The organism is Endobacterium cereale (assembly GCF_009617585.1).
Classification (GTDB): Bacteria; Pseudomonadota; Alphaproteobacteria; order Rhizobiales; family Rhizobiaceae; genus Neorhizobium; species Neorhizobium cereale.
Window position 1 is genome coordinate 131010 of the sequence record NZ_WIXI01000047.1, and the last position, 22068, is coordinate 153077.

Consider the following 22068-nt stretch of genomic DNA (forward strand, 5'->3'; position numbering starts at 1 on the left):
CCCGCGTGAGCGAGGCCTTCAGAGGTTCGTGTTTATGGCGTTAAAGTGCGCACTAATGATGTAAAGCGAGGTCTTTTCGTCCCTCGATCTTTTCCCACAGCGCTTTAAAGCCAGAAGAAAAGTGCAGTACGCCTTCGGGTGTAAGATGCTCCGTATCCCAATAATACATATCTTTGTTATCTGCTACGATCTCGCACCGCCCTTCGGGGCACACTAAGCTATAGGCGTCTACGAAATAGACACCGCTCGCATTCGCGTGGTCCGAAATAATGTTGTTCAGCTCCACGGCTGCTGGTTGGCGTGAAACATCGATAGACGAGATACGAGGGTGCAACGCATTCTGCGCCAGGAATTGCTGACCGTTCACGGAGATAGATTTTCGCCCGACGATAACTATCGTCTTCACGCCAGCTTGCTTAAGGAAGCCGATCGTCTTCTCCATTTCAGGAACCCACCAATCTGACCACATCGCAGCAAGAACAACTGTCTCGGGATGCCTGTCGATTACGGCGTTGTTGAAACCAGCAGCTTCTTTGATGCAAAGATCAGCATACTTCGGGACGGCCGATGTGATGACATCGTCTGCAGCAACAGGTGCTGGCAGGCATGGGTAAGGCATCGGATATGATTTGAGATCCAAACTCCTATCTATGCTGGCAGCGTGCAGGAGGTTCATGAAATCGCCGGTCATACTGTCACCGACAACCATGACTTTCGGCCTGCCGTCGTTATCAAACTGTGCGTTGGAGGAATTCTTCAGGGCATGAACGAAGTTGTTGATTGCGTCTTCTCGATAAGGACTCAGTTGCGCCGCAACATTATCGGCATACCTCCACATCCACCCCCCGTTATACCACGCGTGGAATGACGCCGCCGACAGTGCTAGCGCACATGTTGCCATGCCAGTCAGGTAAAGCTTATGCCGAGTGCCTTTCCTGAACGGGTTCTCGACGGAGTAGTAGAGCAGACTTGCCAATACCAAAGTAGCGGCGATGATCCAAACCTTGTCCAACCCGTTGAGGTCATCCATCGTGATGTAGGTGGCGAAAACAATCAGGGGCCAATGGACGAGGTACACCGAGTAGCTGATTTTTCCCAGAAACAGCGAAACCGGATTGCGCACCACGTATCCAAGGTGTCTGGCATTACCAGCGACAATCAGCAGGGCCGTTCCAATACAAGGGATCAGTGCGTTGAAAGAAGGGAAGACAGTCGTCGGCGTGAAGCTGAAGATTGAGTAGGCAATCATGAACAAGCCAACGGACGACAAGACCTCGGCCGTTGGCCCTGTCGTTCTCCCACGGATTGGCATCCAAGCAATTGCGGCGCCGATCGCAAATTCAAAAATCCTGAACGGCATGAGGTAGAATATGGTCGAAAGCCCGTCTGCGTTGATAGCACCGCCTGACACCGATACCAAAAAGTGATGCGTCCAACCGCCCCTGAAAAGCTCGTTCAGGCTTAGGCTAACGACGCCTAAAAGACCAAGGAAAAGGAGCGGCCGGATTTTCGATCGAACCATGAATGCAACAGTGGCTGGCCAAACCAGATAGAATTGCTCTTCGACGGACAGCGACCAGGTATGAAGCATCGGCTTGAGGGTCGAGGCCGTATCAAAATACCGAACTTGAACCCAGAAGAAGATATTCGAAACTGACGCAACCGCTGCCGCGATAGATGCACAAAACTCAGTGAAGTGCCTTGGCCCAAAGACGGAGAACGCAACACCAAACGATGCCAGGGCGACAACGAAGAATGCTGGGAATAATCGTCTGAATCGCTTCACGTAGAACCGCGAGTAGTTAAAACTCCCCGTTTCCTCGACTTCAGTTTTGATGATGTTGGTAATCAGGAAGCCGCTGATGACGAAGAAGACATCCACGCCAACATAGCCCCCGTGGAAGCCATCGACTCCTAGATGGTTTAAAACAACCGCCATCACGGCAATTGCTCTCAGTCCATCAACCTCAGGCAAATTTGGCAGTTTCATCGTCGGCCCCTTGAATTGAGGCCAACGAATAAACCCTGAATTGTGCGTTTGACAATGCGGTAATTCAGGCTTCCAAGTAAACGTTAGCCTGAACGTTACCTGCTGTGACAAAGTTCTGGACCCGAACCTTGACCACGGACTGCGTCGAACTCACGGAAACGACCTGCATTGGGAGAAGGTCCATCGCGCCGGTAGCCGCTCGAACGGAAAACTGCACCTTGTCGATGTTTGGTACGACGCCAAGAGAATGGTTCAATGTGATGTTATAGTCACCGTTCGCCGATATCGCTCCCACACCTTTGAAGTTCCCGTAGGTGTTTTTCACGGTTACGTTTCCGCCATCTGCCGGGCCCGTCATCCGGTTCGTTACATCCTTGAATTGGTTGTCCAGAACCTTTGTATTAGTGACGGAGCTTGGCAGGGAGATACCGAAGAGCATCGGCGTGTCGCTGGTGCCTCTGAGCACGTTGGACTGAACGAACCCGTTTCCACAGCCATTGAGGTCGATCCCCACCCGCTGAGTTCTGGTGGCGTTGAACGAACTGATAGTGTTGTCTTTGACCCAGAACTCGACAACATTGACCAGCGCAACACCTACCCAGTTGCCTGTTCCAACCTCCATTTCATAAAGCTCATTGTCGCGAATGTGTACTTGGCTGCCACCGTCAGCGAAGTACACGCACGTGCTGAAAGCAGAGATATGGTTGTTGACAATGTGGAACAGGGGCCGAGAGTTGACATCCCCCGAACGGACAATGCCGGTCCGGGTGGCTACAAACTGGTTCTTCGCGATAAAGAAACCTTCTTGCGCGCCGGTAATTTCCAGCCCCTTGTCCGTGAATACAGACCTGTTGTTCTCAATTATGTGATCGGTTGCGAGATTGTTGCCGCGAAGCCGTATGAACGTGGCGTTATATTCATAAGAGCCCTGCCAGTTACCCAAGAATTCGTTATCTTTGATCGTGGACTTGGTGCTGTTGAGGATGTCGATACCATAGCCCCAGCCTTTGTTTGCATCATTTCCCCGCAGGAGATTTTCAGCAATCAGCAAGCCTGGATGGGTCATGCCCTCAGCATTGTTGCCATTGATCGAAATAGCCGTCCCAGCGAGGTTAGCCTGGCGCGTGGTCACAAAGGTGCATCCTTTGATCGTCAGCGTATTGCGCCCAGATCGAACCCCATTGTTCAGGGTGAAGTCAAACCCACCGTTATCGCAGTCGAACACGAATGCGCTGACGTCACGGCCCCCTCCCTCGATTGAAAGTGGGGCCAAGCTCACCGGCATGTTGTATGTGACTTTGCCGGTAAGTCTGTAATAGCCACCGGTCAGAACGCCGCGAACTTTGCGCTTAACGCAATAGTCGAGCCATGAAATGACGGCCAAACTGTCATCGGACCCAGAAGAACCGTTCCAGTCGCCCTTGGCCCCAAACATCTTTGGAGACGGTGAGCTTTCAACAAGCTCCCACCAGCCTCCCCCAACTCGGGGCAACTTTCCAGGGTGCGACGGCTCAGACGCGACCCATGCATACTGAGACCGACCGCCGTCACCGGCAGATGCATACCCGCCGACAACCACAGACATGACCACCGCCGGAACTGCAGTCACAGCCAGTAGCGCGCGGGTGGCTACATTCGCCCAATTCGCAATGGAAGCTGCCACCGCTTGATCTCTGGCTTCCAGCGCATCTTCGACAAGCTCAGCCACCTGCTCAAGAGCGGGGGAGAGCGCACCATATCCGAAGAGAATTCTGAACTTGCCATCTTTGAAGATCAGGAGCGTCGGACGTCCCTGAAGAAATTCACCGGTAGCGATCGGGTTTCCGTTTGGATAAACCGCTTGGAACGTACCCACACCAGCCACCGCGATCGTCACCGCGCCAGTACTCGTCAGATTTGGGGTGATGCTGTAGAGCCTGCTCTCGATCATGATTGGGGGCTGGCTTACGGTAATATTGTTCGCAGTTCCGCCGGTGACGGTGAGGACGGTGACAGCCGCACGCTCAAAGATGCGCTCGAACGTCATCGGCATCCACGCCGAGCCGATGCTGTCCCATTCCTTCAGAACGGCCGGATCAGTGTTTTTGTCCAGCCACAGCCGATTGGTCGCGGGCGGATCGACATCATCGACCATCCGGTCGAGTAGCCCTGCCGCACGCATGGTGGCGAGCGTGAACTCTGACGGCCGCACGTCATAAGCATTGCCGGTTCTCATCGCACCAGGACCTTTGAAGGTCACGAAGTGCTGGCTGTCGTTGAGTTCGGTGGCCATGCCATTCATCCCATAGAAAAAGGCCCCCGAAGGAGCCTGTGATTGAGTATCTGCGAAGGATCGTGCTATTGCTCGCTCATGAGCCGAGACACGCGCCAGTTCGCTTCATTCCTTGTGGTCTTATTGGTCCCGTCAGCTTTGGCCGGCGTGGTGATCGATACGCGTTGGGGTCAGCAAAATGCTTGGCTTATATTTGCTGTCTGGCTAGCCGCTATTCTCGGCGGCACAGGTTTCATCATCGACGGCAAGAAAGGTGCGGCAGATTCCATCATCGGCACTGGCCGCGCGTGGCTCATCACGCTCAGCGTAGGGCTTCTGATAGGGTCGCTGGCAGCGGCGAAGTTTGGCCATAGTCTTTGAGGCGCGTCTTGCGCTGACGGTTGATGTAGCCGGGGCTTGCCCAATCCTTCATTGAGTTCAGAAACAGCACATCGAGCGCCGGGCGGGTGTAAGCCAGGTTGATGAATGGCGTGTTGTTGAGTGCGAGATTGAGCAGGTCGCCCGCCATCTTCGGGCTTTCGCCCTTTTCAATCGCCGTGCGAGCTTTCAACGGTACGTTAATGATATCGCTGACAGTTCCGATGAACGGGCCAGAAAACGTCTCCAGCGCGCCAGAGCCAAACCGGTTGGCCTCACCAAACAGGAAGTCACCGTAAATGCCGAGCGCACCGCCTTGGGTCAGGGCAGCCGTCATCACCTTCGGATCGAGCGGGTCGCGTGGAGGCCAGTAACCTTTGGCTGCGTCCTTCATGGTCATGGCCATGTAACCGGCCACCGTCAGGCCCGCCATGAGCGCGCCGAGGTGCGGGGTGTTATTCATCACCCTTTCCCACTTCGTTGCCCCACGACCGCCGAACAGAGACCGGCCGAGGATGCGCTGGGAAAAGGCGATCGGGAAACCCTTGAACTGCATCACGAAGCGGACGCTTTCGCCGGCGAACGTTCCAGGCCGCGTTCCGAGGGTTGAGATGCGGCGGCTGGCGGCGTCTGTCTCGACAATGGCATAGTTCGTTTCGTCAGCCACGAACCGAAGAAGGGAAAGCTCGAGGTCACGCTTCCCATCGGCAAGGATTTCAGCCTTGCGCGCTTCAGTCTTCGCACCGGCCAACCGATCGGCAACCAATGGAGCTATGGCTTCATCCGAGATGTCCCGCACCGCGTCAGGGGTGATGTATCGCTTGCCGCCAATCTCTCGGCGGTCGACCTGCTGGATGGCCTTCCACTGCTCTTCACCGATGCCGTGCAGTCCCAGAACGTGCCGATAGTTTGCCGGCAGTTCCGCGTGCGCCACAGCGGCGCGCATGCCCATCTCAGCGGCGACCGTGCGGCCTACCACCGATCGACCCACATCTGTCCACCAGTTCAAACCGTTCCACTTGAAGAACGCCTCCTGCATGCGGCTCAGCTTCCCGACAGCGCCATCACTGGCCATGCCGCGGCTCATGACCTCCCCGATCAGGCTGTCGAAGCCCTCTCCGAACAAGAACGAAATTTCTGCCTGCTCGCCCTTCGGCCTGCCCTTGAAGATGCCGCTGATCTGCTTGACCATGCCGTTGAAGAAGCCATCGCCTCTGAACATGGACGCCTGAGCCGCACCCACCACGTCGGTCGGCATTGCCGTCAGGACGGCCCCACCGAGTTTCGCCATCGACTGAACGGCGCGGATATCGCCAGCGATCTTGGCGGCGTTGACATTACCGGGTCTGGAGACGGCGCCCGACATCACATCGAATGCACCGCGGAGCGCGCCGGCCTCACCATTCAGTGCGTCGAGCTGCTTGATCTTTTCCTTGTCGGAGAGCGTGGCGCTGTCGCGGATCTTGCGGCGTTCGGTATCGACGATCGAATTGAACATGATTTCGGGGTTTGGCCCGAAGGTCTCCATCTGGCCAGCCATCTGCGCAGCGCGGCGCTGGTGAGCCATGACGCCATAGATCGAGTTGCCGTAGCCGAATGCATCGCGATAGGCCAAGGCTGCTTCCGCGTCCTTGAAATGCAGAACGCGCGTCTTCCCGAGGCTCTTGGCGAGATTGGCCGGATTGACGCGCTGTCCCTTCTCCTTCGCCGTCGCCTTATTCGGTATACCGGTGATCAGGGTATCGTAGACATCGCGCAGGATATCGCGCACCTCGTTGGCCGATCCGGCATCGGGGAAGGTCCGCTTCAGGTCCAGCCATGGGGCGATGGCTTCCACCCAACTATCCTTGCCAGCGGCCATCATTTTGAGGTCGTCGTGGACCTGAGCCCCAGCCCAACCGTCGAGCTTGCCGATCGATGCGCCCAGCCGGTTGAGTTCCGTGCGGCTCATCTCCGCATAGTTGGCGAAGACCCCAGCGAGGTATCGAGCGTCATCATTGCCAGTCACGCCGGGATTGCCGCCCTCGCGCAGCTCGCCCATCTCGCGGAAGGTGTCATCCGATAGTCGCTTGTCCGAAAGGACGTTGACGAGATGCGGCCGGTTCTTCTGGATCTCCGACAGCATGCCGCCGACATAGCGGGCTTCATAGGCCAGCGTCTTGGCGGCGACAGAGTTCCGGGCGCCCGCCACGCCCTGCTGGCTTCCTTCCATCACTGCAAGGATGGCGTTGCGCGGCGATAGGCCAGCGGCCTTGAATGCTCCGATGGTCTGGTCGAGCCGATCGCGTGCGATGATGTTCAATGCGGCATGGCGCTTTTGGAGAGCAGCCGCAATGCGGGTCCGCTCGGCCAGACGCTCGGCAGCTTCCCTCACCTTGGCGTCGACGTTGTCGCCGGCTCCCGATGCCTTGATGCTGTCACGCTCAGCCTGCGCCGCACGATACGCGGCAGCAAGGTCGCGATCATCCAGTTCTTGGCCGGCAGCCTTGGCCGCGTTTGCAGCGGCGGCATAACATGCAGAGTTTTTGAAATCGTCAGCCATCAGATTGCACAGCTCGCGAAGGCTTTGACAGCCTCACCGTAAGAGTTCGCCGCTTTGATTGTCTCGTCTGCTTCGGCGAGTGCAGCACGGTCTTCGTCCGTCAGCCGTCCTTCGGCAATCAGGCGATCAAGTTCAGCCATTTCCGCAAAGTCTCCGGTATCCGGATCGACGCGATACTGCTGGGCAATCTCCCGCGATGCCTCAGGCTTGCCCACTCTCACCTTTGCCGGAGCGAGTTCAGGGTCTGGTGCAATGACAGGGCTGGAGGTGTTGACCGCACGTCCCTGCTGGGCAGCATTACTCGCCGCCTGGCGTACCGTACGCGGGCGTTCTGCCCAATACTGGTCTCTGGCCTGCGATCGAAGTTGATCAGCACGCTCGCGAAGCTGTGCCCGTTCCAGCGCTACCGGCTCATTCGCTTGACGGCGCGATGCCAGCGAGGCGTCGATATCTTCGATCTGCTGCACGACACCGTCGTCAATGGCGGCGAGATGAGCCCTCAGAACCTCGCGCGCGTCATCCCTTCGGGCCGTTCGGGTTGCTAATTCCTTGTCATTGGGAGCCTTGGAGAGGTTGTCCTCGGCTCGCTTAAGACGCTCTGCCAGCCGATCGGCCTCAATCATGGCGGCGCGCGTCGAGCCAAAGCGTTCGTTATTCATGGATTCGGACAACAGGCGCGAGATTTCGGCCTCGTTAATTTCTGCCGTTCGGCTCAGCGCGTCCAAACGATCAAACGACGGCGCGTCCATATCGCGAGCCATGCGCTCTATAACGACCTTCGGCAGCTCGACGTCAGCCACCCGCGCGACCACGTCTGCTGTAGCCGACGAAACCGTTGCCTCCCCTCGGTGGATCATACCGTCCAGCGCGTCATTGAGCGCTACGCGGGCTTCCTGCACGTTCTGGAGTGTTGCCAGCTTGCGCTCTGCCTCGACGCGAAGCTCTGCCGGTGTCTGCCTGCTGAAGCGGCCAGCGACAGCGCCGAACGCCCCGCCAATAACCGCCGCCATGGCGACCTGTGAGATGGTCGACTGCAGGGATACGTCGTCGCCCAGTTGCCGGCGCACCGGAGCCGTCACCACAGCGGCGGCGGCAGTATTCACTGCAGCGTCAATCGAGCTGGTCAGCGCTCTGCCCGCAACGCGCCCGAAACGCGCCGTGTTCGCTGCGACTACAGCCTCACCCGCAACAGGGATATAGTTGATCGGGTCCAGCGCCTGACCGCCAAGGTTGCCGAAGAACGCCGTCACTGGACGCTTGGAGGCGTAGAATTCCCGCACCTTGCGCAGGTCGTCTTGATCGGCCAACGCCGCCGCCCGCTCTTCCGAAAGCCCCTTCTGCCAAGGAATGTCTTTCCGGAATGATGGCGAGGCCTTGTACTGATCTTCAGACAAGGAACCAGCATAGGCGTCATATCGGCGTTGCCGTGCTTCGGGGTTCTCGCCGCGCGCCGGCCGATTGTTCAGGACAGGAGGGAGTTCTTCTTCCCTGATGATCGTGCCAAGGCCAAAGCTTTCCCGAACGCCACCCTTTGCCTGATCCCAGAAGGTGGATCCGAACGACATCGGCTGATCAAGCGCCGATGTGATCAGGTCCGTCTCGGTCATGGCGGCGCCGGTTGGGTTCTGGATGAACTGAAAACTCATCGCCCACCCATGCTTTCAAAAGTCGGTGCGAACATATCGGATATGATCCCTTCACGGTTGCCGAGCGCTGGGGTGCTGGTTGTCGGCGCGGCGTTTGGCCGAGGCGCCGTCAGGCTTTCGAGGCTGACCGTCAGGGGCTTCCCATCGGGACCGGCCACGAACTGCCCGGTGTACGGGTCGCGCAGGCCGATGCCGTTGCCCGTCTGGACAAAGACGCCACTGTCGAGAATGTCGTCGATCCGGTTCTCGGTAGACGCGTCGATAACCGCTCGCTGACCGCCTTCAGTCGGGATGTCCCGCGCTACAATGGCGTTTCTCTGGCCGATCAGGGCTTCCCTGAAACGAGCCTTCGATGCTTCAAGACCATCGGTCACGGCCACTTGGTCAACATCAGGCGAAAGAGCTAGGTCTGCGTTGATACCGCGCCCGCCTGAATAGACGACCTTGTCGCCAAAGATATCCTTCTTCGCCCCTTCGACTGCAGCCGGCAGGTCTTCACCTCTGGACATGCGAAGCTTGACGGCGCGGTTCATCAGATCCGTGCCGCGCTGTGCCCTCTCAAGGCTAGAGGCATCACCGTAGGACAGGCCGTAGGCGGTATAACCGATCTCACCCGGTGCCCATACGTCAGCATAAACCTGCTCGGTGATCTGGGCCGGCGTCGTCTCGCGGCTGTTCGGAAGCTTCGCAGGATCAACCGTGATGGCTTCCATCAGGCGGTTGGCAGCCCCTTGGTCACCGCGCGCCATTGCCTCAAAGACGCCATCCATTGAGGCTGGCATGCCTTCCTTGACAAGCTGATCATAGATCGCTGCACGCTGCCCTTGATCTGGCGTCGAGAAGACGAGGCCAGCGACTGATGCCATACGATCGGCACCAGAGGCGTTGGGATCGCCATAAGCCGCCACCGCCTGCGTGGCGATGTTCTTCGGCAAGAGCTGCGGGTTCTTGATGCCGAGCATCTGCTGAGTGGAGGCCGTGATCGACAAGGCGTCCTGATAGTTCCCGGTCGTGCCGGCGTGCACCCACGCTTGCGCCACGTCGGGGAATACCCGCTGGGCGTAGGTCGCTGGGTCAGCCTCGCGGGCCTTGATGGTTTCGGCGGCAGCTTTGCTCAGCGCTTCATACTTGCGGCTTTCCAGCGCCGCATTGTCGCCTGACGATACGGGCGAGGCTGCGCTCACCGCTGCGGTTATTTCCGCTGCTGGCATGGTCTGGAAGCGATATGACTGCTCGCTGGTGTCCACTGCCGCACGGAACTGATCATAGCGTTGTGCGCCATCCTCTGGACCGTATGCGAACATGAACTGATCGGCAGTCGGCATTGCGTTCTGATATGAGCCGGTATTCTGGATTGCGGCCGGCGCGTTGTTAACGGCGACCTCGATTGATCCTCGCGCCTGCTGCTTCTGCTCGTTCGTCTGACGCGTCCAGTCGGACTGCGCCCAATCAGCGAGCTGCTGTCGGCGATTGTATGGGATGGCATCAAGATCAGGGTCTACCGGACGGGCTTTGCCGCCGCGCGTGCCGGAATCCTCGATGTGCCAGTTTTCATTAGCCAGTGGGAATTTCAGACCGAAGCGTTCGGCGTTCTGGTGAACCCACTGAACGACCTCTTTCGGAGCGTTCTTCAGGGATTGTCCGTTGAACCCGAGATCTGCCGCGTTGCCGTGGTTGTGCTGAGAGTTGCCGGGAGGAGCGACCCAGCGGCGAGCCTCGTCAATAGATCCGTATTTCTTCAGAGCCTCCTGCCAAAGCTCGCGCTGTCGCTCGACGCTTCGGGCACCGGAATAGATGCCAAGGCCTTCTTTGATGCCTGGAGGCGCGCTGTCCATGAGCCGCGAAAGCTTGACCGCGAAGCCATCCTGCAGCCCATCGATGTGGCTGGCGTCCTTGTCGGTGCGTCGAAGCAGGGCAACCTTGGCGCTCGACGCATCCTGGGACGTGAAGCTCTGGACCTTAGCGCGATCGAGAACCTTCTTGTAATAGTCGGCGGTCTCTTTTGGCAGCACGCTGTCGTCACGACCAGCGGCGATCCATGCGTCGGCGCGAGTCGGCCCACCGTTGTAAGCCACAAGCGCCGCCTCGCGGTCGCCTTCGTATCGGGTCAGCATCTCGTTATAATAGCTCTCGCCATAACGACGGCTGACCTCTGGGTTCTTGAGATAGGCTTTCTGCTCTTCGACGGTGCCGTTCACCGGGAAATTCGCATCGCCCAGCTTGCGCGCGATACCAGCGCCGGTCTCCGGCATGACCTGCATGAGGCCAGATGCCCCCTTGCGCGATTCCGCGCCGGCGAAACCTTCGCTCTCCACGCCCTCGATAGCGGCAAGCATGGCGTCCTGCCCGCCAGTGCCACGGATTTCGTCAATGGCCTGCTGCGGATTGGCTGCATATTTCCAACGCCATTTGCTTTCTGCGGCATCACCATCCCAGATCGCGCGCCGTTCTGCCTTCCACGGCTCCGGCATATCCGCCTTGTCGATCGCAGCGAGACCCTGACGCTTCAGCTCATCATAGGGAGCGGCATTGTTCCGGATCTGCGTGCGGATGCCGTCGAGGCCCTGGTTGGTCGTGCGATCATAGAAACTGGTCTTAGCCTGCTGCTCATAGGCGTAGGACTTGCCGTACAAACTGTTGCCCAGCCCCATGAGGGTCTGGCGGCTTTGCGCGTCCTGAGCCTCAGACACGCCCTTGAAGTTTTCCTTGATGAAGCCGTTGACCCGCCCCTCGTACCCCTCGATGAAACCGCGAGTGAAGCCTATACCGCTTTCGTTTGAGCCTTCCTTGGCCGCGTTGAATGCCTGCTCCTCCTGATTGCGGAACTCGGCAATCTTGAGGTCGAGGTCATAGCCAGCCTTGGCGTTGAGGTCGCGGTTCTCCTGCGTGCGCAGATCGTTCAGATCATACGCAACGCGGGTCACATCCTGACCAAAGCCGGCAAGCGCCTGCCCGATGCCACTCGTCGGCGCGTTGGGCGCAATACGGCCAGACCGCGTGTTCGAGCGGTTGATATCCCGTGAAGTGGGAAGCTTCATTCAGATCACCCGTAGAGCGGGCGCGTGCTGCCCGATGCCGTTGCTGTCGTTTTGGCCTGCGCACCGAAGCGCGAATACATGTTGGACACGCCGCTGAAGAGATTCCCGGCGGCGCTGATGAATGCTGCTTTCTGGGCGTTCTTGCCGCTAATCCGACTGTTGACCGCCGCGTCGTTGAGACCTCTCGCCTGCTGTTCGCCCCGATAGATGTCCGTGCGAGCGGCAAGGTCCGTCTCAAAATCCGTATCGGCCATGATGTCGATGACAGATGGGTCCGTCAGATCACCCCCGGCGCCGGCCACCGCCGCCCGTTGCTGTGAGGCAATCAGGCGACCTTGGCGATACGTTGCGGCTGCATCACGCTGGGAGGCTGCCTGCGCCTCGTCGGCCTGCATCTCCTGCACCTTGGCCTGATAGTCGGCCTGTGCTTTTGCCTCACGTCCTGCCTGGATGGTGCCGAGCACGGAAATGCCTGTGCCGATGGCACCAAAGATCGGAGCGAGACCTGCTAACGCACCCATGCCCACACCACCTTGTCGTCAATCGTTTCATCTGTCGGCTTAAAGCCAAGCTTGAGCATCATCGCTTCGGCGCGAGGAATGCTGTCGTCGCACCATGTCTTGATCGTCGTTGCGCCGGATGCCTTGGCGGCGTCCAGCATTTCGATCACATGCCGGTACAGAGACGGCCGTCGCTCACCGGCGGGAACCTCAAGGAACCCAACCCAGACACCGGGTTCGACTTCCAGAACGCCGCCCATGCCCGCGACAAGCCTTCCTTTGCGCATCGCCTTCGCGTGCCATGCGCTGCTGAACTGGATGCCTCCATAGAAGCGCGCGACATCGTCATCCGTCGCTCGTGTCACTTCAGCCATTGGTCGTGGCGTCCAGCACCATGGCCGAAGCCGTGAACGGGTAAGGCGCCCGTTGCTCGAGGCAAACGCGGCTGTCCGTATTCCAATCCGAGCTAATCGGCAGAAGATCGAAATCAAACGCTTCCTGCAGTTGGCCTTTCGGCAGAGGCCCGCCGTTCTTGGTGCTCGTCAGTTGCCGAAGGGTTGCGAAGTCACGACCGGCCCTCAGGCCGTCAAGAACGGTATTCGTGAGGTACAGACCGAGCTGCGCGATCTTCTTACGCATGAACAAGGCAGTCCCCCCGCCTGCCCCATAGGCAAGCTTGGTGCTCTGCCAGCGGCCTATATACGGCAGCCCGATAACCACTGTCTGACCAGCGGGCACCGGCGTGGTAAGGGTCACGTTGCCCCCCGTCGCGGTGGCAAGGTTGTTCTGATCGTGGACCGCTTTGCCGTTCACCCAGACCGTCACCTGCTTGCCCGCCAATTGCGGGACCGAAAACACCGTCTGGTTTGCCGTAGCGGTGAAAGTCGTGAACCCATCGGCCAGGCAGTTAAGTGCGCCTCCGCGGCAGTCCTTGGCATCAGCCAGACGCTCGAGCCGCTTCTTGCCGTTGCGGATGACGGCGAAGTAAACCGAGTCCTGCCCCTTGCCTCGCACCGCTGCCACGTTTGTGATCTGGCCATCGGTGACAAACCGAGACCAAGCCACAACGTTTTCCGAAGGCTCATAGGTCAGTGCGCGTGCCTCGCCATTAGTGAGAACAAACCAAACGGTTGTGTCCGGCCGGCGCTGAACGGTGATATCCACGATCGGGGAACCGTCGCAAATCTCCTCATGCATAGCCATGAGGTTTGATGCGCCGTAGTTGCCCCCCTGATCCTGAGCCATCCGATATACCGAAACACCGGACGACTGGATGAAAATCCCGTCCTTGTCAGCCTTGACCGGGCGAATATCGGAGCATCCCAAGGTGGAGACGTCAACCGGGAACCACGCATCTGGCGTCAGAGGCTCGTCGAAGCTCGACGCCTTGATGGATATCTCGGACACATCCGAGCCGGCAAAGAGCCTTTCCAGACCGAGCAGCCAAAGAATGCCGCGCTGCGACCCCGCTCCTACCGATCGAGCGATAGGCGCACTGGCACCCTCGATCGTGTCGTCAAAGCTCTTGAAGGCATCAGGTACCGAACCATAGGCGATATCGCCCTTGCCCCAATACAGGCGCCCACCGAACCGCTCCACAGCGCTTGGCCATCCATCGTAGTCGGACCATGTCGAATAGTCCCAATCCGACGTGGCCGTCGTGTTGAGGAACCGCTTCAGCACTTCCATGCTGGCATTGGTCGGGCTGTTCACCGCCGTAATCCGGCAGATACCGGACTGGCTCCCGCCGGAGTAAGCGATGGTCGTGACGATTGAGCCACTCGTGTAGTTCCCGGCCTTTACAGTGAACCGGAAGAACTTGATGACGTTGTCGTCTGAGTCCTTGTAGGTGGTGTTTATCGGAGCGGTGACGTTGACGACGTCGACCCAACCGGTCGGGTTTCCTGACCCGTCATCATTGGCGGACTGCAAGGTAACAATGCCAGAGAATGTGCCCGACACCTGATAGCCAATGCGACGAGCTTCACCCACTCCTGAAATTCGGACACGAGCGCCTTCCTGACCACCGGTGTTGAAGGTGTCAGTGACCAGCGCGCCATTGTGGAAAAGCCGGAACAGGCGCCCGACCATGCCCGCCTCAAAGTAGGGTTGGCTGGCAGTGATCGTTCCATTGCCTTCCGATACGCTGTTCTGCAGCTGGATGTTGCCGTCATAAAGCGAGAATGGGCCATCGCCCACCTTGTAACGCTGCATGCCCCATGACGTATCACCGCGGCGCTGGATTTCGCGCTGCTGGTAGGCCGTCGACGAGGCGTAGATCACGTCGGTCTTCTGACGGTATTTGACGAGGTTGCTGCTCAGATCGGCGGCATCCCACGGGGTGGGGATGACCATCGGGCCAGCGGCTTCGAATTGGCATGACTCTACCCGGCTTTGACGGGCTGCCGTGTTCGCGAGTTCGATGTAGATGGTAGAGGCGAAAGGCGTGAACGACAGCGAATGCACGCCGTCCTCGATGCCCAAGGCCTCCACCAGATCACCGCGCCCCGCTGATGTGCCAATGCGGACATCCACCGGGCCACGCTCGATATCCACGCGGAGGGCGTGCTCCTTCTCCTGATCACCTGACGCTACCGAGATGGTCTGCCGTGCGGCTGCTCTGTTCTGGAGCGTGCCAGCAAGGACGAGGTCTCCTGCGCTGACAGACGCCGACGCCCCAGAACCACTTGCTTCGCTCCATCCGGCAAAAGAACCGAACTCGCCATTGACGACGGTTGTTGCCACAGCCTGACGAGCCACTACCGCCCGGTCCTTCACCACCCTCATCTCAAGGTTGGAGAGGATCGGGAGCAAGGTTGCTCCGCCCGAATAGGCATATTCGAGAAGCTGGACGGGTCCAAAGTCGATATCGGCGATGTGCTCAAGACCGGGGCGCAAGGACATCGAGCCGATGACCTTCGGCAGCATGTTGGAGTAGAGCGCACCGGCAAATTGCATGCGCTCCAGATCGAGGCGTGCAAGGGCTTCCTCTCCGACTTCGCCGCCATTGAGGGAAAAGATAGGCGCGTTGACGCGGGGCATTAAACGTCGCCCTCTTCCGGCACAATTTCACCGCCAAGGGTGGTGGCAATTCCGCCGTTCCCGAGATTGCCCCAGCCGCCACGCGAGCGGAGCCATGAACCGGGAGGCAGGCGCTTGTTGTTCTCGTTGCGAGCGTCGACGCTTTTGGCCTTGGCAAGGGCCTTCTTCATGCGGGCTTCGAGGTCCTGCTGCTTCGTGCTCCCGTTGGTCAGGGCCTCGCATGTCTCGTAGGCCAGTTTCAGCGCCACATAGCGCCAGAACATCGTAGGCCACACCTCAACCGTATTGATCAGATCCTTGCGAATGTATCTGATCACGAGGTTGTCGGTGTTGGCGTAGATATTCCCAGCCTGATCGGCAAAGTCGTAGAAAGGCCCTGTCCAACGGGCGTATGGACCCACCGATAGCGTCCGAAGGTAGTTCGACGGGTAGGTGAAGGAATACGACCAGCCGTCGATAGGCGCCTCTGCCGTGGCAGTAAGGCTCGACGTCTGCTTGGCAAAGTTCCAGTCACCCTCATTGAAGGCTTCCTCAACCACGCCAAGCCAAGCCTGATCGAACTTGTACCGGGCTTCGACATCATCCGACAGCGTCGAAATGGTGCCTTTGCCGATATGCAGTTCGGCCTGCTTGTAAACGTCGAGCTTTGTGACCATTACTCGGCAGCCTCACCGTTGACCTTGGCCAGGTATTTGTCGCGAGCAGCTTCGGCATCGGCCTTGGAGCCGAAACCCTGCTCGACGATCTTGTCGCCGTGCTTGAAACGCCAGCCCTGCGGACCACCGTGCGTGACCTCAAGGTCTTCGGCCTTCACCTTGCCGGTCAGCTGACCGCTGATAGTGCCAGAGCCTTCACCGCCTTTGCCTTCGGCCTCCTTGGCGCCGCTGCCCTTTGCAGGCTTCGGTTCCTTCTCCGGCTTGGAGTTCGTCTCCTTGGCGCCGCTGTAGTCGTCCAGAACGCGCAGGGATGCCGTGGTCTTCTCGACTGTCAGAACGCGCAGGCGGGCGTCGAGCTGGAAGTCATCCGACAGAACGGTGATTTCCATACCGGGCTTCATGCGGTCCAGATGGTTGGAGAAGAACTCCGGGTGCAGAATGTCTTCCAGCGTGGTGTCGTTGGACACCTTTGCTGCAAAGCGCTGGATGGAGAAATCGGATGGCTGGAAGCGGGTGTTGCCGCCCAGCTTCGGGGTCTTTGCGGGTTTGTCACTCATCGTGATCACCTCTGAAATTTAAATGGAGGGGTGGAGGCCAGCCGAAGCCAGCCTCCGAGCGTGCCATCAGTCGGTGTCGGTCGCGTCGACGACAGTGCCGTCAGTGATATCGACGCCCATCAGGTCGGCACCGGTGCCAACGTCCTTGACCCATGCGATGAACATGGCAGACACGGCGCCAAGCGGCAGGGAGGCGCGAACCTTGACCTGCACTTCGTCACCCTGCTTCATGCCGCGGGTCACGCCATCGCTGATGTAGTTCGACGTATTGACCGTCGCGATGGCGTCAGTGGTGTTCAGTTCCCACTTGTTGTTGTTCGTGTTGGACATGCCAGCCTGAACAAGCTGGAGTCCGCTCTTGTCATAAGCCATTGCTCAGCGCTCCTTACGTGATGGCTGCAGAGTCGTCGTGGACGACCTTGAGAACGCCGGCCTGCTGGAGGATGAGCGCACGATGGTAGATCGTGGCGCGGTCCCAGGAATAATCCTGTTCCTCGTTGTAGCCGGCAGCGACCTTGATCTCGTCGGTCGCAAGCGCATGGCCAACGGCAGACTTGGCGTAGACGAACATCTGGGCAGTGGCGCCGGTGCGGCCGGGAAGGCCGTTGTGGAGCATGTGCCAGGCGTTCGCGTAGATGAGCGGGCGCGGAGCCTCGTCCATCAGGGGCTTGCGATCGACATAGTCCGAGCTGGTGAAGTTCGGCATGGTCAGCAGGCGTGCCCAGCTCTTCGGGGTATGAAGGAAGGTCACGCGCTCATCGACGTTGCCTTCCCAGAGGTCGGACACGATGTCGACCATGCGGCCCAGCGACATCGTGACGGCAGTGCCGCCATTGTAGACGTTGGTGGCGGTCGAGAGAGCACGGATGATCTCGTCGTCGATTTCACGAACCGCGTCCATGCGGGAGCGCTTCTGCATCACTTCGCGCAGCTTGCCGCCCTGCGAGGTGAATACGTTGAAGCTCGTGTTGTTCTCGAGCGAGTGCATTTCCTTCAGTTCCGCCGTGACCTGACGGTCGTTGGCGTTGCGGGTCGGGATCAGGCCGTTGACGCCGCGTTCCGACATGCCGCTGGACTGTCCGGCGATGGCAAAGACTGCCGAGCTGTGGCCGTTGGTGATGGTTTCCTTGGAGACCGTATCCTTGAGGTAGGTTTCACCACGCTGAAACTCGTGGATCCACTCATCGCGATACTGAGCCGCCGTGACTGGATAAGCCATGGTCGTTTCCTTTTCGGAGGATGGGAGGGTTCAGGTTCAGCCGCGTGGAAGGGTGCCGGGGCTTTCGAGCGGGGTGCTTTGGTCATGCCAAAGGGGCCGCTGGGTCGAAATCCATCGGGGGCTTACAGTCAGCTTTTCATGCTTTATTTCAGGTGCGGGGGCCGTTGCCGGGGTGCCGCGGTAGTCCCTTCAGCCCTTGCGGGCGTCGAGCTTTTCCTTCTGCGCATACAGGGCCGCAACGGCCTCCTGAACTGCGGGAGAGCGGTATTTCGCGGGGTCATCGGTCTGCATTTTCCGATAGTCCGCAATCTTCTCGTCGATGGTCTTCGACGTGGTCTCGATGTCGCCATTGAAAATGGCGTTCGAGCCGTAATAGTCGGTGGCGATCTGGGCCATCATCTTGACGAAGCCGGGATGATCCTGGAGGCGCGAGCCGTCCATCATCCGCATTTCCATCATGTCGCCGAAACCATCCTTGCCAAGGTGGGTGGTCATCAGTTCCTGCACAGCGCTGATGTTGCCGTCGTATTCGCCGCCCCATTCGGAGCGGAGAGCGCCCTGCGTTTCCTTGGCGACCTTGACCATGTTGCCGTCCAGCTCTTGCTGCTGGGCGGTGGCGAAGTCCTGATACCAGTCGAGAGCGGCGGCAGCGGCGGCCGGCGGCACGTTCTTGGAATGCATCGCGGCCTTGAACTCACCAAGGATGGCGGTGTCCGCTTCGGATGCCTTGAAGTCATTCCGGAAATCGCCGGGATAAGCGGCAGCGTCTTCAGGGATGCCGTAGGCCTCGCGGAAGGCCTTGACCTCTTCAGGCGTGGATTTGTCGGTCAGTGTAACAGGCTTGCCAGCGGACGCCGCTGCCTGTCGGGCTTCCTTGAAGGCCTTGCTGATCGAGTCGACGGACTTGTAGCGGCCGAGATGGTTCAGGAATTTTTCGTCGCCGCCGGCCAGCTGCTCGCGAAGTCGCTGGAGATCACCTGCGTCTGCGGCGCCGGTTTCCTTGCCTGCCGTCGCGTCTGTGAGCGTACCGCCATCGCCGCTGCCCTGCGTACCCTGATCAGCACCCTGCTGAGAGGAGGCAGCCGCATCACTGCTTTGACCGGTCTGCGTTGCGTCCGTCTGCTGGCTTGCCTGTGCGTCGGTCGTGTTGGCTTCGTCCGCCATCTGTGTCTCCTGCGAGAATATCGAGTGAATGGGTGAGCAGCTTGCGAAGCTGGAGGCCTACGTGGCGCATACCGCCTTTGAACGTGGAGCCTCGTTCGCCGCCGTGCTCATCGGGAACAAATTCAAGATCGGCCACCGCAGCGATGTGGAGCACCGCAGCGATTGCCTGCTTCTGCTGCCCCTCGTTTGCGACACCGGCCTGCACAGCCTGAAGGGCCGCAACATCGGACTTGCGCAATTCGAGGTGGCTGGTGGGCTGGCCCTCTACGATCTGGACCGGGAGCCATGGAAGGTATTTGCGGTCAGCCATCAGCGCCGATCTCTGGCCGATACCACCGGTCCTGTTCGGCATGGTATTGATATCCTTCGGCGGCAAGCTTTGAACGGGCATCATTGCGCGCCTCGACAGCAAGGCGCTGAGATTCTTGCCTCAGAGCCGGCGCCGCTTCTGCTTCGCGCATACCATCAGGGCTTTCGGCGTGCTCAGTGCGGACTATCCATTCATCACACTCGGCAATTGTCGCCGCTGAAAACCTCGCCCCCCACGACCAATTCTTGAATGGCCAAGGACCGAGTGCGCGCCGAACGTAAAAACGCCCCTCGATATTCTCGATCCTGAACTGCCCGGAAGGGCTATCTTTTACGACTGGCATGCCTCACGCCTCCGGCACAGAGGCGCGGTAGGCGGCATCGTCGCCAGACGTCCGGTACGTCTCCAACTGCCGCTCGCTGATCTCGCCGCGGGACTCGCTGACGCTGGAAGCCGGGAAGAGCACGCCCATGTCGCCGGGTTCAAGGCCAAGGCGCTCGCGCTCATCGCGGGCCAGAGCCGTGGCGACCTCGTAAGCCTGTTCGAACGAGGGGTAATCAGGCCCCTTCTGCTGGGTGGAGCCGGTGCCGCCCGTGTCCTCATGTCTGGTCACGATGAAACGCTCCACGCTTTTGACGCGGTATTCTACGGTCATATCGATGTCCTCTTGTGAAAGCGGCGCCCGCAAGCGCCTATCCGGTCATTCGGATTTCAGTCGGGCGATCCGCCCTTGAGTGTCAGGTTCGGTCGCCAGTCGTCGGCGACATCGGCCTGACAAATGTCTTCGCGTAGGACGTGGGCGACAGTGTCAGCAAAGGCCCACATAGGCAGAACAGCCCCGGTGTCCCATCTGGCGTAGGCCGTGCCATCGGCAGCGATGGCCACGAAGGCGTAGGCGCGAACGTCCTTTTCTCGGATGAGAGCCTCAACCTGCGCCTTGGCGTCCTTCGCCAGTTCACGTTTGCGGCGGTTCTCGACCTTGTTGCGATGGACGCTGAGCGACACGGACTTGGTCATCCTGCCAACACCTGCTGGATCTGCTGAGCCGCCGACGCTGCCTGACCGGCAACCGCTGCGCCCTGCCCTACCTCTGCCATCTCCTGCTGGCCCGCCTGCTGCTCTTGGATGGCAGCGCGAGACTGCTGGGCAGCCTTGTCATCGACGAGCCAGTCGGCGCGCGCGTTCGGCACCGCGGCGAATGCATCGCGGAACGCTGTCCGCATATCCACCTCTGCCACCAGTGACGGATCGAACTGTGCCGCTTGAGCGATAAGCTGGCCGCTCTCCATGAAGCCGGTGATGACCTGGCGGTCGCGGGCTTCCTTCAGGCTGTTGTTGAATTCATACGTGATGTTCTGCCCGAGCAGGATGTCGGGCATATCCTCGGGAATGCCATTGCGATCCACCGGACCATAGCCCCCGGCGCGCATGACCTTCTCGGTGACGAGATCCAGCGTGCGTCCGGTCCATTCATCCTCGATCGGTTCGAACAGCGGAAGAGCGTTGCGGATGTACTCCTGCACGATCTGCGAGGTTTCGTAGGCCGTTTTGGTCTGCTGAGCCGTCGCCATCGGCTGCAGCTTGTTGATGTAGAAGGCATCGGCAAGCATGCGGCGGGCATCGGTGATCAGGTCCACGCCCAGACCGACGTTCTTGCCAAGCTCCAGAGGGCGCAGAGCAGCACCAAGGCGCTCGTCATACTCGCTGTCCACATAGGTGATGCCGCCGGCCGTGATATCCACCGGTCCGGTAATGGCGTCTTCGGTGCCGATCAGCGGCGGGTCAACCTGCTTTTCACCTGCCTCGATGATGGTCATCATCATACGCTGGATCATGCGGGCCTGCGGCAGGGCAATGATCGTGGCAGGGCTGAAGGCGTAGAAGTGGCCACTCACCGTCTGCCAGCGTGGCACGATGTAGTCGAACGTGAAGGCCGGCGTTTCCTGGAGGATTGTTCCGTCTTCAGTCACATAGATTTCTGCCCACTTGGCGCCCTTGGGGAACTTGCGGTGCGGGCTGTAAAGCTCAACCGGGATGAAGATGTGGCGCAGTTTGAAGGAGGTTTTGACGTCCTTCTCGTTGAGCGCGTTCTTCACAGCCTGCGGAAGCTTTGCCTCTCCGAACCAGTGCGCCATCACGTGGGCCGTCATGTCGCATTTGCGATGGACGTGCCAGACCTGACCGTCAGGCCCTTCGGCGCCGGCGCAGTTCTTCGGGTGATGTGTGCGAAACATCAGATTGTCGCGGGTCTTGTTGTAGCTGACCTGCGTCCAGCCCATGCCGAACGTTGCGAAATCGTGCTCGTTCTCCTTGGCCGCACGACGATAGCCGCTGTCTCTCGAATAGAGGATCGAGCGGTTCACATTGGTCATGAACTCAAGGAACGAGGCAGCCGAACGGTCGCGCGAGATATCCTCGTTCGACGCGGCAGCCTTGAACCAGGGCCGGTCAGCGGGTCGCACCATCGTGCCGATCTGGTCACCAAGCTCACGACGAACCAGCGTCGGGTAGAAGTCCGTCAGGTGTGACGCGAACTCCTCCCCATAGGTGATCTCGCTCGTGAAATTGGCGCGTTCGACATAGAAAAACTCGGCAATCTCCTGGTGGAGACTGTCCATGCTCCCCTTTGCGGAGAACATGCGACCATCCATGTCGATCAGATCGCGGCCTTGGCTGTCAGTCATTACTTGGCACCGAGCGTCGTGCGAGAGAATTCACGGCCGATCGTGCCCGGTACCGGTGCAAGGCGCGTTTGTGCCGAGGAGCTTTCACCAG

The 22068-nt window shown here is 59.4% G+C and carries 18 protein-coding genes; 2 read left to right on the top strand and 16 right to left on the bottom strand.

The annotated features are described in order from the left end of the window. Nucleotides 1-52: 52 nt before the first annotated feature. On the bottom strand, nt 53-1990 hold the full coding sequence (locus GAO09_RS19305) for an acyltransferase family protein (RefSeq protein ID WP_153356116.1): 1938 nt from the start codon (nt 1988-1990) through the stop codon (nt 53-55). Between the two features lie 64 nt (nt 1991-2054). Then, nucleotides 2055-4262 carry a right-handed parallel beta-helix repeat-containing protein gene (locus GAO09_RS19310; RefSeq protein ID WP_209018765.1) on the bottom strand — a complete coding sequence of 736 codons (2208 nt, stop codon included), beginning with the start codon at nt 4260-4262 and terminating at the stop codon, nt 2055-2057. Between the two features lie 42 nt (nt 4263-4304). On the opposite strand from GAO09_RS19310, the gene GAO09_RS19315 reads away from it, so the two are divergent. Next, nucleotides 4305-4622, top strand: a complete 318-nt coding sequence (locus tag GAO09_RS19315; protein ID WP_153356120.1) for a hypothetical protein — start codon at nt 4305-4307, stop codon at nt 4620-4622. Here GAO09_RS19315 and GAO09_RS19320 read toward each other — a convergent pair. The 11 genes from GAO09_RS19320 to GAO09_RS19370 form a co-directional block, all read right to left on the bottom strand. Next, complete coding sequence (locus GAO09_RS19320) at nt 4564-7161, bottom strand: hypothetical protein (protein WP_153356123.1); 2598 nt, start codon at nt 7159-7161, stop codon at nt 4564-4566. The genes GAO09_RS19315 and GAO09_RS19320 overlap by 59 nt on opposite strands. Continuing rightward, complete coding sequence (locus tag GAO09_RS19325; RefSeq protein WP_153356127.1) at nt 7161-8807, bottom strand: coiled-coil domain-containing protein; 1647 nt, start codon at nt 8805-8807, stop codon at nt 7161-7163. Before GAO09_RS19325 ends, GAO09_RS19320 begins: the two co-directional genes overlap by 1 nt. Next, nucleotides 8804-11845, bottom strand: a complete 3042-nt coding sequence (locus tag GAO09_RS19330) for a transglycosylase SLT domain-containing protein (RefSeq protein WP_235938314.1) — start codon at nt 11843-11845, stop codon at nt 8804-8806. Before GAO09_RS19330 ends, GAO09_RS19325 begins: the two co-directional genes overlap by 4 nt. Nucleotides 11846-11850: 5 nt before the next feature. After that, nucleotides 11851-12366, bottom strand: a complete 516-nt coding sequence (locus GAO09_RS19335) for a hypothetical protein (protein ID WP_153356131.1) — start codon at nt 12364-12366, stop codon at nt 11851-11853. After that, nucleotides 12354-12719 carry a hypothetical protein gene (locus tag GAO09_RS19340; RefSeq protein ID WP_153356134.1) on the bottom strand — a complete coding sequence of 122 codons (366 nt, stop codon included), beginning with the start codon at nt 12717-12719 and terminating at the stop codon, nt 12354-12356. Before GAO09_RS19340 ends, GAO09_RS19335 begins: the two co-directional genes overlap by 13 nt. After that, nucleotides 12712-15387, bottom strand: a complete 2676-nt coding sequence (locus GAO09_RS19345; RefSeq protein WP_153356137.1) for a phage tail protein — start codon at nt 15385-15387, stop codon at nt 12712-12714. Before GAO09_RS19345 ends, GAO09_RS19340 begins: the two co-directional genes overlap by 8 nt. Then, nucleotides 15387-16043: a phage connector family protein gene (locus tag GAO09_RS19350; RefSeq protein WP_153356140.1), complete on the bottom strand. Its 657-nt coding sequence runs from the start codon at nt 16041-16043 to the stop codon at nt 15387-15389. The genes GAO09_RS19345 and GAO09_RS19350 overlap by 1 nt, the downstream gene beginning before the upstream one ends. Further along, complete coding sequence (locus GAO09_RS19355; protein WP_153356143.1) at nt 16043-16600, bottom strand: hypothetical protein; 558 nt, start codon at nt 16598-16600, stop codon at nt 16043-16045. Before GAO09_RS19355 ends, GAO09_RS19350 begins: the two co-directional genes overlap by 1 nt. A 66-nt stretch (nt 16601-16666) precedes the next feature. Then, a complete protein-coding gene (locus GAO09_RS19360) occupies nt 16667-16972 on the bottom strand; it encodes a hypothetical protein (RefSeq protein ID WP_153356146.1) in 306 nt (101 codons plus the stop codon). Between the two features lie 13 nt (nt 16973-16985). Further along, nucleotides 16986-17819: a phage capsid protein gene (locus GAO09_RS19365; RefSeq protein ID WP_153356149.1), complete on the bottom strand. Its 834-nt coding sequence runs from the start codon at nt 17817-17819 to the stop codon at nt 16986-16988. Between the two features lie 189 nt (nt 17820-18008). Then, nucleotides 18009-18983 (bottom strand): hypothetical protein, encoded by a 975-nt coding sequence (locus tag GAO09_RS19370; RefSeq protein WP_235938316.1) that lies wholly within the window; start codon nt 18981-18983, stop codon nt 18009-18011. A 28-nt stretch (nt 18984-19011) separates the two neighbouring features. On the opposite strand from GAO09_RS19370, the gene GAO09_RS19375 reads away from it, so the two are divergent. Beyond that, complete coding sequence (locus GAO09_RS19375; protein WP_153356152.1) at nt 19012-19542, top strand: hypothetical protein; 531 nt, start codon at nt 19012-19014, stop codon at nt 19540-19542. A 97-nt stretch (nt 19543-19639) separates the two neighbouring features. Here the strand turns inward: GAO09_RS19375 and GAO09_RS19380 are convergent, their stop codons facing one another. Genes GAO09_RS19380 through GAO09_RS19390 form a run of 3 tightly spaced genes read right to left on the bottom strand, consistent with a single transcriptional unit; the run spans nt 19640 to nt 21977 of the window. Continuing rightward, nucleotides 19640-19948: a hypothetical protein gene (locus tag GAO09_RS19380; RefSeq protein WP_153356154.1), complete on the bottom strand. Its 309-nt coding sequence runs from the start codon at nt 19946-19948 to the stop codon at nt 19640-19642. Between the two features lie 56 nt (nt 19949-20004). Then, entirely contained in the window at nt 20005-20310 is a 306-nt protein-coding gene (locus tag GAO09_RS19385; RefSeq protein ID WP_153356157.1) for a hypothetical protein, read from the bottom strand. Then, complete coding sequence (locus GAO09_RS19390; protein ID WP_153356160.1) at nt 20307-21977, bottom strand: portal protein; 1671 nt, start codon at nt 21975-21977, stop codon at nt 20307-20309. Before GAO09_RS19390 ends, GAO09_RS19385 begins: the two co-directional genes overlap by 4 nt. Nucleotides 21978-22068: the final 91 nt, after the last annotated feature.